The organism is Streptomyces odontotermitis, from assembly GCF_050510915.1.
Classification (GTDB): domain Bacteria; phylum Actinomycetota; class Actinomycetes; order Streptomycetales; family Streptomycetaceae; genus Streptomyces.
In genome coordinates this window covers 544,510-559,543 of sequence record NZ_JBNJLS010000004.1, presented here as the reverse complement: position 1 = coordinate 559,543, position 15,034 = coordinate 544,510, and the positions used below count along the sequence as shown (strand labels likewise).

Annotated in this window: 12 protein-coding genes and 1 pseudogene; 10 read left to right on the top strand and 3 right to left on the bottom strand. The window is 69.1% G+C overall.

What is annotated here, in order from left to right:
- Positions 1-469: 469 nt before the first annotated feature.
- Positions 470-727 carry a DUF1876 domain-containing protein gene (locus ACQB60_RS15825; protein ID WP_496926600.1) on the bottom strand — a complete coding sequence of 86 codons (258 nt, stop codon included), beginning with the start codon at positions 725-727 and terminating at the stop codon, positions 470-472.
- Positions 728-1,111: 384 nt separating this feature from the next.
- Here ACQB60_RS15825 and ACQB60_RS15820 point away from each other — a divergent pair, with 384 nt between their 5' ends.
- From ACQB60_RS15820 to ACQB60_RS15785, 8 genes are all read left to right on the top strand, one after another.
- On the top strand, positions 1,112-1,603 hold the full coding sequence (locus ACQB60_RS15820; RefSeq protein ID WP_496926599.1) for a LysM peptidoglycan-binding domain-containing protein: 492 nt from the start codon (positions 1,112-1,114) through the stop codon (positions 1,601-1,603).
- A 711-nt stretch (positions 1,604-2,314) separates the two neighbouring features.
- Positions 2,315-3,418, top strand: coding sequence for an SDH family Clp fold serine proteinase (locus ACQB60_RS15815; RefSeq protein WP_496926598.1), 1,104 nt, complete (start codon positions 2,315-2,317; stop codon positions 3,416-3,418).
- 53 nt (positions 3,419-3,471) lie between these two features.
- Positions 3,472-4,533: a hypothetical protein gene (locus ACQB60_RS15810; RefSeq protein WP_496926597.1), complete on the top strand. Its 1,062-nt coding sequence runs from the start codon at positions 3,472-3,474 to the stop codon at positions 4,531-4,533.
- 465 nt (positions 4,534-4,998) lie between these two features.
- Complete coding sequence (locus ACQB60_RS15805; protein WP_496926596.1) at positions 4,999-6,351, top strand: lipase family protein; 1,353 nt, start codon at positions 4,999-5,001, stop codon at positions 6,349-6,351.
- Positions 6,352-6,693: 342 nt separating this feature from the next.
- On the top strand, positions 6,694-7,098 hold the full coding sequence (locus ACQB60_RS15800; RefSeq protein WP_496926595.1) for a hypothetical protein: 405 nt from the start codon (positions 6,694-6,696) through the stop codon (positions 7,096-7,098).
- A gap of 239 nt (positions 7,099-7,337) precedes the next feature.
- A complete protein-coding gene (locus tag ACQB60_RS15795) occupies positions 7,338-8,102 on the top strand; it encodes a hypothetical protein (protein ID WP_496926594.1) in 765 nt (254 codons plus the stop codon).
- A 353-nt stretch (positions 8,103-8,455) separates the two neighbouring features.
- Entirely contained in the window at positions 8,456-10,522 is a 2,067-nt protein-coding gene (locus ACQB60_RS15790) for a discoidin domain-containing protein (protein WP_496926593.1), read from the top strand.
- 145 nt (positions 10,523-10,667) lie between these two features.
- Positions 10,668-11,327, top strand: coding sequence for a TetR/AcrR family transcriptional regulator (locus ACQB60_RS15785; RefSeq protein ID WP_496926592.1), 660 nt, complete (start codon positions 10,668-10,670; stop codon positions 11,325-11,327).
- 47 nt (positions 11,328-11,374) lie between these two features.
- Here the strand turns inward: ACQB60_RS15785 and ACQB60_RS15780 are convergent, their stop codons facing one another.
- Complete coding sequence (locus ACQB60_RS15780; protein ID WP_496926591.1) at positions 11,375-12,844, bottom strand: FG-GAP-like repeat-containing protein; 1,470 nt, start codon at positions 12,842-12,844, stop codon at positions 11,375-11,377.
- Positions 12,845-13,103: 259 nt separating this feature from the next.
- Here ACQB60_RS15780 and ACQB60_RS15775 point away from each other — a divergent pair, with 259 nt between their 5' ends.
- Positions 13,104-13,577: a DUF2690 domain-containing protein gene (locus ACQB60_RS15775; RefSeq protein WP_496926590.1), complete on the top strand. Its 474-nt coding sequence runs from the start codon at positions 13,104-13,106 to the stop codon at positions 13,575-13,577.
- 61 nt (positions 13,578-13,638) lie between these two features.
- Here the strand turns inward: ACQB60_RS15775 and ACQB60_RS15770 are convergent, their stop codons facing one another.
- Positions 13,639-14,130, bottom strand: a complete 492-nt coding sequence (locus ACQB60_RS15770; RefSeq protein ID WP_496926589.1) for a hypothetical protein — start codon at positions 14,128-14,130, stop codon at positions 13,639-13,641.
- A 119-nt stretch (positions 14,131-14,249) separates the two neighbouring features.
- Here ACQB60_RS15770 and ACQB60_RS15765 point away from each other — a divergent pair.
- A pseudogene (locus ACQB60_RS15765) lies at positions 14,250-15,017 on the top strand (carboxylesterase family protein); the annotation flags it as partial.
- Between the last annotated feature and the right edge of the window lie 17 nt (positions 15,018-15,034).

The following is a 15,034-nucleotide window of genomic DNA, read 5'->3' as shown; positions in this document are numbered from 1 at the left end:
CGGACAGATGGTGCACACGGCGCCCCTTCACCGCCCACTGCCCGTGTCGCACCAGGGCGGCACGGATCGCCCACGTCTCTCAAGTGCGGCTTCGAACACGGAGGTTGAGATGTTCACAGCTCCCGGGCCCCGCTCTCGGCCGAAGGTCTCCGGCCTGGTTCTTCAGCCTCGGCATCGCCCACGTGATAGGTGCCCGAGCCAGGAAGTGGTGGCCGATACGGCGACTTCCGCGACCGGCGCGCGATCGGCACGTGGGCCGCTTCCCTCGCCACTTGCTGCGTCGGTCACGCGCGGCTGAGCGGGGGCGGCCGAGTCGGCAATCGCCATATGCGGGCTCACCGGATCAGGCTTGCGTCCACGAGGGCGTACTCCGCGCTGAGACAGCCGGAGACGAGCGCCGCGGACACCGAGCCGACGCCCATCATCCGGTGGAAGCAAAGCGGTTGACAGCCAGGTCTCGGCGGATCCGTCAGGGTTCCGCGGGCCCGGTCAGCTGCACGATGTCGTCGGCGGCGACGTCGTGCAGTCGCAGGGCGAGATCCTCCAGCGCGCGGCTGACAGCGAGTTCGTCGCCGATCTCCGGTATGGGACGGTCGATCGGATTGCGCCGAGCCAGCCCCTGTCCACTGATGCTGGACATGTTCTCGGCGGTCAGGACAGCACGGGCTCGCGTGTCGTCGCCCTCCTCGGAGATGTAGATCCGGACGGTCCACTGCTTGGTCTCCACCGTGATCACTCCCGCGCGGAAGGAATCGCCCACGTCTGCCGAACACCGCCGTACCGCTGCCCGGATACGGCCGCACGTCCCACAACCCCAGGATGCTCTCTCCCGCACGCCCGGACCAGAGCCGAACGGTCCTCCTCCCCGCATGAGTTCGGCGAGACCGTGCCCGCCCGCCTTGCGAACGGCGGAATCCACCCGAGCGGGCTGCGGCCGTGGCGAGCAGGTTGCCGTCCGGCCCGAACGCCACGTCGGCGACGCCGCCCTGGACCCGCGTGGCACCGCGATCTTCACGGTGTCCGAAAGGGGCACTTGTCCCGTCCCGAAAAGGGAGTTGAGTAAGGGGTGAAGAGGAATAGCACGTTCCCTCCCTCACGGCAGGAGGAGGCCATGACGAACCGCATCGACCAGCCCCGCAAGCTGGACCTCGTCGGCAACCCGGTCCAGGTGGGCGGCATCGGCACCGGCTACGAAGCCACCCTCAACTACCGTGTCGGGGATGGCCACGACGAGGTCACCGGAGACGTCACCGTCGGCGGCGGGACCGGTGAGCACGGGCAGTTCCAGATCCGCGCCGACGTCAGCCACGCCGCCTTCAAGCTCGACCGGCTCCTCGTGCAGGTCTTCGAGAAGAGCCCCAAGGACGGCAGCGAGATCAATGTCGTGACCGTGCCGGTCCTGTACGGGCCGCGCATCGTGCCTGGCTACTACGGCTACCGCGAGCACAAGGTCGTCAAGGGCGACACCTTGTCGGCCCTTGCGAAGACGTACTACGGGGACGCCTCCTTGTACCAGCGCATCGTCCGGGCCAACCCGGACCAGATCACCGACCCGGACAAGATCGTCCCGGGGCAGGTCCTGCGCGTCCCCATCGGCTCCTGACGCCCTCTCGCGTCCATGCCCGGTCCTCGGCCAGAAGGGGGTGAACAGGCGGGCCGACAGGCGGCCGCGGACGTCGGCCGCGGACGTCGAACGCGGAGGCCGCCCGCGCCTGGCGGAGGTAGCCCCCTCAGGTTGCCACCCATGCTGATGCCACGCGGCCCGGCGTGGCGCAGCCCGAAGGCGCGGCGATCACCGCACAGACGTCGGCCGCGAGACCCGCAGTGGCCCAGGCCGAGCCGCTTGCCCGGGTGTTGCCGCAGCCGCCGCGCGGGTCGGGTGCCGCCACGCGCCTGCTGTGGGCGAGCCGTCCGGTCCGCGCGACCAGCGCCGCCAGTCGATCCCGGGCCGTGGGGGAGCGCGATCGGGACGTTCACCACCGTGTGCGGTGCCTCGTCGTGCAGGTACGGTTCGATGCCCAGGTCATCGACCAGCGGAGGCAGACGGCCGGAGCTGCGGCGGACGATCGGCCCGGCGGGCACGCCCAGGAAGTACGCGACGGTGAGGACCACGGCATCACGATGGGCGAAGCGGGACAGCTCGTGGACGGGGCCCCTTCACCCCGAGGCGTGGAAGGCGGAGTTGGAGGCCCCGCGCCGTGCTCGGGCAGGCTCTTGGGCCACACACCAGGGACCTTCGGCACCCTGACGCCCTCGACGCGCGGTTGGACGCTGAAAGTTCCCACTTCGCTCGGCCACCGGGAGGCGGACTCTGATGAACGGCCAACGGACGAACGGGACGCTGCCGCAGGACGAGCGGGCCAGCGCGCTTGACGTGGGTCTGCGCGCGGAGGCGAAGGGGATGACGGTCGCCGAACGCAGGCAAGTCGTGGACGCGGGGTGCGAGCTGGCCCAGTACGCCGGGGGGACCTGGCTGCTCATCCGTGGCGAGTTCGTCTCCGACAACACGAAGAAGGGCACCGAGGGGCACGTCAGGGACATGCTGCGCGGGGCCTTCGGGTATCCGCCGACACCAGGAATGGGCTCCTCCGACATCACGCTGAACGTCCTGCTCGATTCTCCGGGCGGCAGCCTCGACAGCGCGTACACCGCGGCGCTGTACATGGCGGAGTATTCGACGGACGTCAGGGTCCATGTGCCCCGCCGGGCCAAGAGCGCCAGCACGCTCCTGGCTCTCGGGGCCGACGAACTCCACCTGTCGGCGTTCGGTGAACTCGGCCCGCTGGACACGCAGATATCCGACCCGCGCAATCCGGCAAGCTTCATGTCCGCCCTCGACTGCTACCAAAGCGTCGACTACGTCCGTGACTTCGGGATACGGACACTTCACATGGTCCTGCCGGAGCTCGTCGAGCAGACGGACGGAAAGATCGCCGTCAGCGGGCTTCTGGAGATCGCCGTCGATTACACGCTGGGGCTGGTGAAGCCCATGATGGAGAACGTCGCCGCACTGGACTTCGGCGGCTGGGGCCGAAGCCTGAGGATCGGTGAGTTCTATGCCCGGCGGTTGCTGCGCATGCACGCGAGGGAAGTCGACGAAGGGCACATCAACGACATCGCCGCGCGGCTCGTCTTCGAGTACACCCACCATCTGTTCCCCATCGACTACCGGGAGGCGAATCGCATCGGCCTGCCCGTGCGGATGATGGAGGACGGGGTGTACGAAAGGGCCGCGGCGGTCGTCGAGAGCGGCGGCCGGAAGGACTTCGTAGGCTTCCTCAGCAAGGACGAGGCCAAGAAGGTCGAACCCTGGTGCCGAGGCCTCACCGACGGCGTGTCCCCGGTCATGGAGCGGGATCCGTCCGAGGGCGGTGATCACGCGCAGGCCCAGACGCGGCTGGTGCGGCGCCCCCGCTGATGAGCACGCGACGGGCCGCCCGGCGCCTCCATGACTGGGCCCACGGCAACCCCGTGCAGAGCACCGGATATGTCTTCCTCGCGGCTGTCGCCCTGGCCTTGGCATGGATGGCGCTCGTACTCACGCTCCGTGCCGGACTGCTCGGATTCTCTGCCGGCCGTTCACCGACGGACCAGGAACTCACCACCTTCGCCACCTTCATCGGAGGCGGACTCGCCACCGCGGCCACGGTATTCGGCGCACTGCTCACCTCGGAACACAACGCGCGTGAACGGCGACGGCTCGACTTCGAGACCATCGTGAAGAGTTTGGAGGCGATTCCTCCCGGAACTCCACAGCGGTTGGCGGGCATCCTCAGCACGGCAGTCCTGATCGGCCAACCGCGCGTCGCCATACGGATACTCGAACCCGCGTGGGAAGCCGGGGAGGTGGACAGCGGAACGGCTACCTGGATCATCGACGAGATCATCGCCGGAGGCGGCTCCGGGTACCCATACCACCCGGACGGAGAGGCCGCCGACGACGGCACGCAGATCGAGGCGGCATCCCTCCTGCTGCGGCATGCGAGGGCGAAGAATCTCACGACCCCGAATTTCAAGGGAGAGTATTCATTTCCCGGTCATTTCATGGACAGTTGGGACGTGCGCAGCGGTGTTCCGGTGCTGGCAAAGGAGATCGTGCTGCAGGCCATGGCCGAGGTGCTGCTCTCCCAGGACAAGGAGTGGTGGTGCGACGGCGACGAGCTGCCGGACTTCCCCCTGGGGACCTGGCGGGACTGCGCCCTCAGGACCGATGAGGACGAGGCAGTGAAGTGCTCGGCGGCCGCGCTGTTCAGCGCCCTCCACTCAGGCTTCTCGGAGGAGGGGCGGAGCAGTTACTGCCAGAGGCATCCGCGGGTGCGGGAAGTCGTGGCGAAGGATCTCCAGGAGTTCGCTGACAAGGCCGACGGCGAGTGCCTTGAACTCGCGTACGAGATCGCGGCGATCTGGGGGCGACGGGCGGAGAACGGTGAACGGGAGGCGTTGTCGAGGCCGGCCCGGTGGAGAAGCGGACGCAGGCGGGGGCGCCGCGGCGTTCGCCGCACGCGCCTGTCGTCCAGGTGGAGCGAGAAGTAGGGGCGCCTCCGCGACGTCACACGACATGGCTCGAGAGAGCGGGTGGGCCCACGGCTCCATCGAACCCTTTGCTCTGGGTGCAGGGGCGCAGCAGAGACTGAACGGAGAGTGGCAGCACCGCTGGTGCAAGGGGGCGCAGGTTCACATCCTGTCGCCCCGACTGAGATGTCGGTGAAAACCGCAGACCGGAGGCCGTCCGCGAGGGCGGCCTCCTTTTGTTGGTCCGGGAGTGCCGCGAGGGAGCCGGCCGCGGTCGGCTTTCGGTGTGCGGCTCGCCCGGCCGCGTACTCCTGCACCACGTCCGCGCACAACTCCCTGCAGTCTCGAAAGGATTCAACAATCTCTGCCGCACCCCTGGGCAACCGCATTACCCGTTGGTAAGTTGCGCTCCGCGTTACCTGCCGGTAACACCCCGGCGGGCTCCAGCAGTTGTCCTGGTGCGCTGCTTCACGAGTCGAGGGAGTCATGCACAAAATCGCCGTTCGGCACATCGCCACCGCAGGTGTCACCGCGCTCGCCCTGACTGCCGCTCCCGCTGCCGCGGTCGCGTCCGCTCCGGTCGGCGGCTCGTCGTCGAAAGCTGCCTCGAGCGACCCGTTCTACGCGTACGACGGCAGCAAGCCGCTGTCCTCCTACGAGCCGGGGGACGTGCTGAAGAAGCGGACGCTGCAGTACCACGTCGTCGGCATCCCGACGCCCGTGAAGGCGATCCAGCTGCTCTACCGCACCACCGACGCGCAGAACCGCCCGTCCGCCGGTGTGACCACCGTGGTGCGCAGCCCGGGTGGTGACGGCAGCAAGGCCGTGTCGTACCAGTCGTTCTACGACTCGCTGAACCCCGAGGACGGGCCGTCCCGGGCGATCGCGGGCGACCTCCGTCTCGGCGGCGTCATCGCGAACGCCGAGTCCCTCTTCGTGGCGCCGCTCCTGCTGCAGGGCTACGACGTCGTGATCCCGGACACCGAGGGGCAGTCGGCCGACTTCGCGGCCGGACCGGAGTACGGGTACAACACGCTCGACTCGATCCGTGCCGCGAGCAACTCCGCGTCGGGGACCGGCATCAGGCAGGACGCCCGCTTCGGTCTCGTCGGCTACTCCGGCGGCGCCATCGCGACCAACTGGGCCGCCGCGCTCGCGCCGGACTACGCGCCGGACGTCGACAAGCGGCTGGTCGGCTATGCCGAGGGCGGACTGCTCGTGAAGCCGTCGCACAACCTCAAGTACGTCGACGGCAGCCTGGTGTGGTCCGGCGTCATCCCCATGGCCATCATCGGTGTCGCCCGCTCCTACGACATCGACCTCAAGCGCTACATGAGCGATTACGGCAAGAAGGTGTACGACAAGGTCGAGCATGCGTCGATCGTCGACGCGCTGGGCCGCTACCCCGGTCTGACCTGGAAGAAGATGGCGAAGCCGGAGTATGCCGACCCGAATTCCGTGCCCGAGTTCGTCGAGGCGGTGAACAAGATCAACCTTGGCTCGGCCCCCACACCGTCCGCCCCCGGCTATATCGCACAGGGCAACGGCGGTGTCGTGGAGGGCACCTTCAGCAATCGTCCGGGCGTCGGCACCGGTGACGGCGTCATGGTCGCCGGGGACGTGCGGGCGCTGGCGCGGCAGTACTGCGACAAGGGCAACGCCGCGATCAAGTACCGGCAGTACGACGCGCTCAGCCACGTCGGCACGGTCCTGCCGTGGGTGCCCAGCGCGCTGAGCTGGCTGAACGACCGCTTCGCGGGCAAGAAGGCGCCGTCCGACTGCGGCAGCATCGCCGCGGGCAACTCGCTGGCGCCGGACAAGCCGGTGCCCGCTTCCTGAGAAGGCGGGAGAACAGGAGAGGGTGCCCCGGCGCAGCGGGGGCACCCTCTTCTCGTCGTTCGGGACCGTTGCCCAGTGGGGCCCTCTGGTCGCCGTCGACGCGCGGTCGCGCACGCGAGCGGCCCCCATACCGCGAAAGTTGTAGGAACCGCGTACGTACCGCCAGGGTTTAGGCAGTGATCAAACCAGCGCGCGACGACGCCATCACCGTGCCGCTTCTACCTTCTCTGACGGCGCCGGTCGCAGGCCGGCGCCGTCAGGCGGGGGTCTTGCACCACCGTGATCACGAGAAGGGGCATCGTGCGCAGATCGCGTGGCACGCCCCTGGAAACCGAGGGACCGATGACCAGGACCAGGCGGATCGCCGCGACGCTGGGCGGAGCTGCGGCCGTTCTCGCCGCCATGACCGCGCCCACGTACGCCTCGGAAGCGCCCGATACGGCGGTCACCGCGCAGTCCTGCTCCGCCACGCGCTACTTCGGTGAAGGAGGCACCGGCCCGGGCCACGACGCCCACTGGCCCGACACCGGGCGTTGGGCGACGGTGAGCGGCCGGTGCGGCGACATCAAACTGTCGCTCGATTCAGGCCCCCGTACGGTCCGGGTCTGCACGCGCAGTGCCTGCAACAGCTGGAAGAGGCTGGGCACAGGGGAGTGGACGGTCATCGCTCATCATGTGATCCGCGGCAAGGAGTTCTACGTGCAGTTCAAGGGCGTGGACGCGAGCAACGGCTGGATCCAGTACTGATGCGCGCAGCACGCCAACGGGACTTCTGAGGCCGCCCGGTTGCCACGGCCGTGGCCGTGGCCGAGCCGACCGCTTCCTTGGTCTCCTCGGCCGATCCGGCCGCTTCCCTGATCTCCTCGGTCGATCCGGGCCCGCGTCCCTCGCTCCTGCCGCGCACTGATCGCGTATCGGCATACGTCAAGTCCACTCATCCTCACCTTCACCCTCACCGCTCACGCTCTATCCACGGGGGAACCCCAATGCGCACGAAGACCCGTAAGAACTGGAAGCTCGGCCTGCTGGCCGCGACCGCCGCGCTGACCCTGGCCACCACGGCCTGCGAGCCCTCCGGCGGGGACGACAACGGCAGCGACTCCAAGTCGTCCCCGACCGCCTCCCAGCCCTCCACCGAGAAGCCGTCCGGCGGCTCCGGCAACGGCGGCTCCGGCAACTCCGGTGGCAGCGGCGGCAAGCAGACCTCCACCCCGGACCCGGAGAAGACGGGCGACGACATCGAGGGCTCCGGTGGCGCCAACTCCGGTGGTGGCGACGGGGGTTCGGACGAGGGCGGCGACTGGGACTACGCGTACCGTCAGAAGCCGCCGTCCGGTTCGGTCTGCGATCACGACGGCCAGGGCCCCTACGCGAAGATCGAGTCCGTCGACATGGGCGGCGAGAGCCCCGACGCGACCCTCGGCATCAACCTCGGCTCCTACGAGTGCGGCGACATGGGCCCCGACTTCCGGTCGAACAGCGCGACCGGGGCCGGCCAGCACGTGCTCATCGACTCGGCCCACCTCAAGGTGGTCGTGGGCGGCGGGATCGCCGAGGACCTCGGCACCAAGACGCCGTCCGTCAACGCGTTCCTCGACAAGCTGGTGCAGATGCAGGACAAGGGCGAGCTCAAGAACTTCAAGGGCCCCGAGTTCTACTTCCGGATCGACGCCGAGTCCGACGATGTGAACGCCATGCCGGAGGACGACTCCCACATCATCTACCTGTACCAGATCATCGACGGCGACTGACGCCGATCCGCCCTCGGCCGGCCCCAGTGACGGATGCCGGTGCCGAGGTCAACGCCAGCTGGAGGCCGCCCACTTGGGCGGCCTCCTTTTGTTGATCCAGATTGTTGATCCAGTTTGTTGATCCGGGTCGCTGATCTGGTGGCGTGTCGTTCGCTGCGGGGTCTTGTGCGGGGTCTTGTGCGTGAAGTGACCGCCCCGTAACGTGAACGGGCGTTCATGTTCTATCGGCCGGGTCCGGTCACCCGAACTGATGGGTCGTCAAGTCCATTGCTCCCGGTCATTGACTCCACGGGCGGCGGTCGGAATTCTTGACTTGCCAGTAACTTGCATGAACATGTCAAACAAGGTGAGTGATGACCATGGCTCAACCTCCGCGCCGTAGACTCGGATCCTTCACGGTCGTGTCGCTGTTTCTCGCCGTGATGGCCCTGGTGCTGGGTCCGGTGCCCAGCTCCGCGGCGGAGTCCGACTGGTGGGACCCGACCGCGCGGCCCACGCCCGACGCTCAGGTCAATGTCACGGGCGAGCCCTTCAAGGGGACCGACGCGCAGGGGAACGTGAGGGGCTTCGTCGACGCCCATGACCACATCATGTCCAACGAGGGCTTCGGCGGTCGGCTGATCTGCGGCAAGCCGTTCTCGGAGCAGGGGGTCGCCGACGCGCTCAAGGACTGTCCCGAGCACTACCCCGACGGCTCGCTCGCCCTCTTCGACATGATCACCAAGGGCGGTGACGGCAAGCATGATCCCAACGGGTGGCCCACCTTCAAGGACTGGCCCGCCCATGACTCGCTGACCCACCAGCAGAACTACTACGCCGGGATCGAGCGGGCCTGGCGCGGCGGGCAGCGGGTGCTGGTCAACGACCTGGTCACCAACGGTGTGATCTGCTCGGTCTACTTCTTCAAGGACCGCGGCTGCGACGAGATGAGCGCCATCCGTCTCGAGGCCAAGAAGTCGTACGACATGCAGGCGTTCATCGACAAGATGTACGGCGGCCCCGGCAAGGGCTGGTTCCGGATCGTCACCGACAGCGCGCAGGCCCGCGAGGTCATCAAGCAGGGAAAACTGGCTGTCATCCTGGGAGTCGAGACCTCCGAGCCGTTCGGCTGCAAGCAGGTCCTGGACAGGGCGCAGTGCAGCAAGGAGGACATCGACCGGGGCCTGGACGAACTGCATGATCTCGGTGTGCGCAGCATGTTCCTGTGCCACAAGTTCGACAACGCCCTGTGCGGGGTGCGCTATGACTCCGGCGCCCTCGGCACCGCCATCAACGTGGGCCAGTTCCTGTCGACCGGCACCTTCTGGAAGACGGAGACCTGCCGCGGCCCGCAGCACGACAACCCCATCGGCAACGCGGCGGCCCCTGAGGCCGAGAAGCGGCTGCCGAAGGGGGTGGACGTCCCCGCGTACGCCTCGGGGGCGCGGTGCAACGTCCGCGGGCTGACCGACCTGGGGGCGTACGCGGTGCGCGGCATGATGAAACGCAGCATGATGCTGGAGCTCGACCACATGAGCGTCAAGGCCGCTGACCAGGCATTCGACATCCTTGAATCCGAGGCGTATCCGGGCGCCATCTCCTCGCACAGCTGGATGGACGCGGGCTGGACCGAGCGACTCTACAAGCTCGGCGGGTTCGCCGCCTCGTACATGAGCGCCTCCGAGGGCTTCAGCGCGGAGGCCAAGGAGAAGGACGCACTGCGCGAGAAGTACCACGTCGGCCTGGGTTACGGCACCGACATGAACGGCGTCGGCGGCTGGCCCGCCCCGCGGGGCGGGAACACCCCGAACCCCGTGAAGTACCCCTTCCGCAGCACGGACGGCGGCTCGGTGATCGACAAGCAGACCACCGGCGAACGCACGTGGGACTTCAACACCGATGGTGGCGCGCACTACGGCATGGTCCCGGACTGGATCGAGGACATCCGGATCGTCGGCGGGCAGAAGGTCGTGGACGATCTCTTCTCGGGTGCCGAGTCCTATCTCCGCACCTGGGGCAACACCGAGAAGTACAAGCCCGGGGAGAACCTGGCCTCGGGCGCGGCCGCCTCGGCGTCCTCCTCGGAGTGGTGGAACCCGGCCGTCAGCTTCGCGCCCGGCAAGGCCGTGGACGGCGACCTGGGCACCCGCTGGGCCAGCGAGTGGAACAACGACCAGTGGCTGCGGATCGACCTCGGATCCGTGCAGTCGGTAAGGCGCGTCACTCTCGACTGGGAGGCGGCGTACGCGAAGTCGTACCGCGTCGAGCTGTCGGAAGACGGCACGAACTGGAAGACCGCGTGGTCCACGGACTCCGGTGACGGCGGCCTGGACACGGCGCGGTTCGCCGCGACCCAGGCGCGCTTCGTACGGATCAAGGGGCTGGAGCGCGGCACCCAGTGGGGCTACTCGCTCCAAGAGGTCGGTGTCTACAGGGACTGACGGGGCTGGGGGGCGGACCGACCGTATCGATGGGACGGTTCCCGAGGCCGGGGCTTGGGCCTGCCGGATCAGACCTCCTGATCCGGCAGGCGTGGTCTCCCTGCGTGCTACGTTCGCGTCTTCGGACGACCGGGGGCACGTGGTGATGACGGGAACGGGCAAGCCGCAGCCGGCTTCGAGGGCGCGGCTGCGGAGGCAGCCGCAGCAGGCACGCAGCCGGGCCCGGGTCGAGGCCATCCTCGTCGCCGCCGACCGGATCCTCTCGCAGGAGGGGTACGAGGCGCTGACGATGCGGCGGATCGCCGAGGAGGCGGGCTCGCCGGTCGGCAGCATCTACCAGTTCTACCCGGACAAGAGCGCGGTCGTGGACGCCCTCGGCCAGCGGTACCTGGGGGCCTTCAAGACCGCCATCGACGGCCTCGTCGAGCGGGTCGTCGAGGGCGAACTGACCGATCTGGTCGGCACGATGGTCGACGTCTACGCCGAACTCTTCCGCTCCCAGCCGGGCGGCACGGTTCTGTGGGCGGGCAGGCACCTCAGCCCCGAGCTCGCGCGCGCCGACGAGGCGACCAACACGCTCGTCGCCGAGGGGCTGCAGCGCATCGTGGAGCACCTGACCGGCGGGCCCGGCGGTGAGCGGGCGCAGCGGGCGACGCGGATGGTGGTGTGGGCCGCGAACGCCGTGCTGCACGAGGTGTTCAAGAGCGGTGGCGATCCGGACCTGGACGTCGTGGACGAGCTGAAGCGGATGCTGCACCTGTACTGGGAGGACCTGCGCGGCCGGCTGACGGCCGACGCTCCTTAGGGCGGGCCCGGCCTCAGAGCGGGCTCGGCGTCAGGACGGGCTCGGCTTCAGGATGTGCTCAGCGGCTTGCCGTACTGCTGAGCCGTGGAGAGGTACGGGAGGCCGAGCGTGCGGGGCGAGAAGGCCGTCGAGCCGGTGGCCGAGCCGCGGGGGAGGAGCCAGGCGGCGCCCAAGGAGGCGTTCTCGCCCGGGGATCCGGCCGTGACATCCGGTACGCCGTCGGCGTTGTAGTCGCCCGCGGCGACCGCCGCGCCGAAGGCGTCGCCCGCCTCGGCGACACCCGGGACGCCGGACGTGTCCTGGTTCCACGCGGTGGACGCGGCGGCGCCGTTCGCGTCGAGCAGGCCCCGGGCGCCGCCGCGGAGCAGCCAGGCGGCGCCCGCCCCGGCCCTGCTTCCGATGGCCTCGCCGGGAGCGCCCGCGACCAGGTCGTCCCGGCCGTCGCCGTTGACGTCGGTGACGGCGAGGGCGGCGCCGAAGCGGTCGCCGCTCTCGGCCACGCCCGGAACGCCCGCCGTGTCCTGGTTGAGGGTCTGTGCGCGGCCGCCGAACGAGCCGCCCGCGGAGCTTCCGTAATGGATGTGGATGCCGCCCCCCTCGGCGCGTTCTTCAGGGCCGCACGGGTCGTCGATGTTCTCGTCGGCGATCTCACGGCACTCGCCGAGCGCCAGGTCGTCGTGGCCGTCGCCGTCGAAGTCGCCGGTGGCCAGGGCGCTCACGCCGGCGTTGTCCGTGTTCCAGAAGTTCGCCGGCTCCGACCGGTCCGCGTCCCATGTGAACAGGCGTACGTGGGACTGGGTGTTGGGGGTGCCCGCGGTCCAGTACGCCACGGCGAGGTCCGCCGTCCCGTCGCTGTCGAAGTCGCCGGTGGCCAGGACGGGGGCGCGGCCGCCCATGGGGGCGGCGACCACCGTGGTGACCATGCTGTCCTCGCCCTGCGCGACACGGGCGACGACCTTGTCGGTGCCGCCGATCACGATCTCCTTGTTGCCGTCGCCGGTCACGTCGGCCGCCGCTACCGATCTGCCGTACGCGGCCGACCGCGACGGCCCGTTGAGCACCGACGACGCCGGTCCCGGCCCGCGCTCCGAGCCGGCGACGGCGATGACCGTGCCCGCGTCCGTGCCGCGGTCGGTGACGTCCTCGCCGGGGACGCCGACGAGCAGTTCCGCGATGCCGTCGCCGTTGAGGTCCGTCAGGGCCACGGACGCGCCGAAGCGGTCGCCCGCCTCCGGGGCCCCGGGCACCTCGGCGGTGGCCTGGGTGACGCGGATGCTCCCGTGGGCGCCGACGCCCCTCGGGCCGCCCCAGACGACGTTCACGTACCCGGCCTCGGCCCGGCCGCCGACGGTGCCCTCCGGGACGCCGACGGCGAGGTCCGCGTAGCCGTCGCCGTTGAAGTCGCCCGGGACGGCGCGGGGTGCGGCGGCGACGGCGCCGGACGGGAGCGCCAGCCCGGCGGTGGCCGCGGCGGCGACCGCGATGGCGTACGCGAGGATGCGGCGTCTGTGTGTCACGGTGGCTCCCACTCGGTCGACGGGGCACGGGGGTACCTCGTGTGACCGCCGAAGGGCGGAGCTGGTTGTACGGAGGCCGCTACCACGGGAGTTGTACGCCCCCGCCGCTACGTCCTCCGTCGGTCAACTCCGGGTTGAGGGCCCTTCAACTCCTGGGTTGACGACCGTCGCACCGCTCCTGCCTAGCGTGTGTCCCCGGTGATGGAGCCGATGCGGCTCGAACGGGCCGCATCGGCTTCTCCGATCAAGGGGGAACACGATGAGGAAACAGATTCTGCGGACCTCGGCAGCGCTCGCCATCGCGGCGGGAATGACACTTGCCGCCACCGGAACCAGCCACGGCCTGGACGTCACACGCCCGCGGGACGGCCAAGACCCCATCTCCTCGGGGTGCATGTCCGACGGGCGCATCGTGAAACAGAAGACCGACAAGTACTACAGCAGCCGCTACCACGAGCACGTCAAGGTCACGGCGAGCCTCTGGTACAGCCGTAGTTGCCGCACCGTGTGGGCCATGGTCGACCACACCGTCCCGACGAACCACTGGTCGGGCATGGGCTGCAACATATGGCGCAACAGCGACATGAAGCACTACACCTGCAACCACAAGACCGGCACCAGCGAGATGCTGTCTCCCATGCTCAACGACAAGAACGTCACGGGATTCGCCACCGCCTGGGCCTATGACGGCAACGACCCGCACCAGATGTTCGCCAGGACCGGCTCCTACTGAGGTCGTTCCTCGTGAGGTCTCTCCCGCGGAGAGCGCGGCGCCCATTCCAGAAGGAGAAGATTCACGACGGCTCGTCCCACAGGGCCAGGGCGGCACGTTCGGCGTCGCTGACGCTGTGTGCGGCCAATTCGGCGCAGACGGCGCCGGCCCGGGGAATGACGCGCTGTGGTTCGGTCAGGTGGCCCTCGATGATGTGCGTGACGCTGAACGCGTCCTCGGTGGCCACGCCCAGCACGGTGAAGGGCAATTGCTGCTCCCACTGTTTCCACTGGGCCGCGGTGGCGAGGTAGTACTGGCTGCCGCGGTCGACCGGCTGGGGGACCTTCACCGCGTGCGTGGCGTAGACCCTGCGGTAATGAGCGACCAACTGCCCCTGGCGGCGCATGGAATAGATCAGGTCTTTCATCCGGGCGACGTGATGGGCGTCGCTCTCGCTCATCCGCAGGGCGGCCTTCCGGGTGGCACGCGGATCGCGATAGGCGCGATGGCCGGCGAGCCGGAAGATGTGCGAGATCAGGTCGTAGACGTTCAGCGGCCCCTCGGCGAGCTCCAAGGCGTGGGTGACGGTTCGCGGTGCGATGGGGGGTGGAGCGTATGCCACTGCGGTGGCTCTCCGTTCGCGGTGGAGTGGTGTGCGGGCCTTGTGCGGGGGCCCGGCACTGATCAACTTAAGTGGCGCCAAGTCCGCTACGGACCAGTAGCTGTGACTATCTGTCAGAGCTTCGTGAGGGCCGTGTGATCATCGCTGGTCGCGGCGCCGGAGTCGCAGCAGGAGCGACAGCCGCTGCCGCCGGCCAGGACCGCGCCCCGACCGTCGTACGCACCGGCAAAGGCGCCGTGCGCGGCACGGTGACCGACTCCACCCGCACCTTCGAAGGCATCCCGTACGCCGCCCCGCCCACCGGCGAACGCCGCTGGGCACCGACCGCGCCCGCCAGCACGTGGCACGGCGTCCGCGACGCCACCACGCCCCGCCCCGTGATGGTGTACCTGCACGGCGGCGACCACACCGACGGGAAGCGCGGCAGCGGCGACGGCCGTCCCGCCGAGTCCGGCAACTACGGATTCCTCGACCAGCAGGCCGCTCTGCGCTGGGCACGGACAGCCTCCGCACCCGTGAGGAAGCCCTGCGCGAAGGGAAAAGGACCGCCGACGCGATCGAAGCGAAGCCAAGCCCCGGGCGAGGGGGCCCGGCACAGCATCGACACCGGCCGCGCGCTGTCCCGTCACGCACCCACGTACACCTACGAGTTCGCCGAGGGCGTGACCCCCTGGTACGCGGACCCCAGGTACCCGAAGCCGAGCTTCCCGGCGGGCTCAGGACACCTCTTCGAACTCCCCTACCTCTTCGAGATCGACGACTACGGGAAGCTCACCCCGGCCCGGCGGGACCTGTCCGACGCGATGATCCGGATCTGGTCGGACTTCGCCCGTACCGGGAAGGCGTACGGCTTCTG

Excerpts from the sequence above, each read along its gene's own strand:
- ACQB60_RS15785 (WP_496926592.1), top strand. The coding sequence starts at position 10,668 with ATGACGGGAACGGGCAAGCCGCAGCCGGCTTCGAGGGCGCGGCTGCGG.
- ACQB60_RS15775 (WP_496926590.1), top strand. The coding sequence starts at position 13,104 with ATGAGGAAACAGATTCTGCGGACCTCGGCAGCGCTCGCCATCGCGGCG.
- ACQB60_RS15800 (WP_496926595.1), top strand. The coding sequence starts at position 6,694 with ATGACCAGGACCAGGCGGATCGCCGCGACGCTGGGCGGAGCTGCGGCC.
- ACQB60_RS15815 (WP_496926598.1), top strand. The coding sequence starts at position 2,315 with ATGAACGGCCAACGGACGAACGGGACGCTGCCGCAGGACGAGCGGGCC.
- ACQB60_RS15820 (WP_496926599.1), top strand. The coding sequence starts at position 1,112 with ATGACGAACCGCATCGACCAGCCCCGCAAGCTGGACCTCGTCGGCAAC.
- ACQB60_RS15790 (WP_496926593.1), top strand. The coding sequence starts at position 8,456 with ATGACCATGGCTCAACCTCCGCGCCGTAGACTCGGATCCTTCACGGTC.
- ACQB60_RS15795 (WP_496926594.1), top strand. The coding sequence starts at position 7,338 with ATGCGCACGAAGACCCGTAAGAACTGGAAGCTCGGCCTGCTGGCCGCG.
- ACQB60_RS15805 (WP_496926596.1), top strand. The coding sequence starts at position 4,999 with ATGCACAAAATCGCCGTTCGGCACATCGCCACCGCAGGTGTCACCGCG.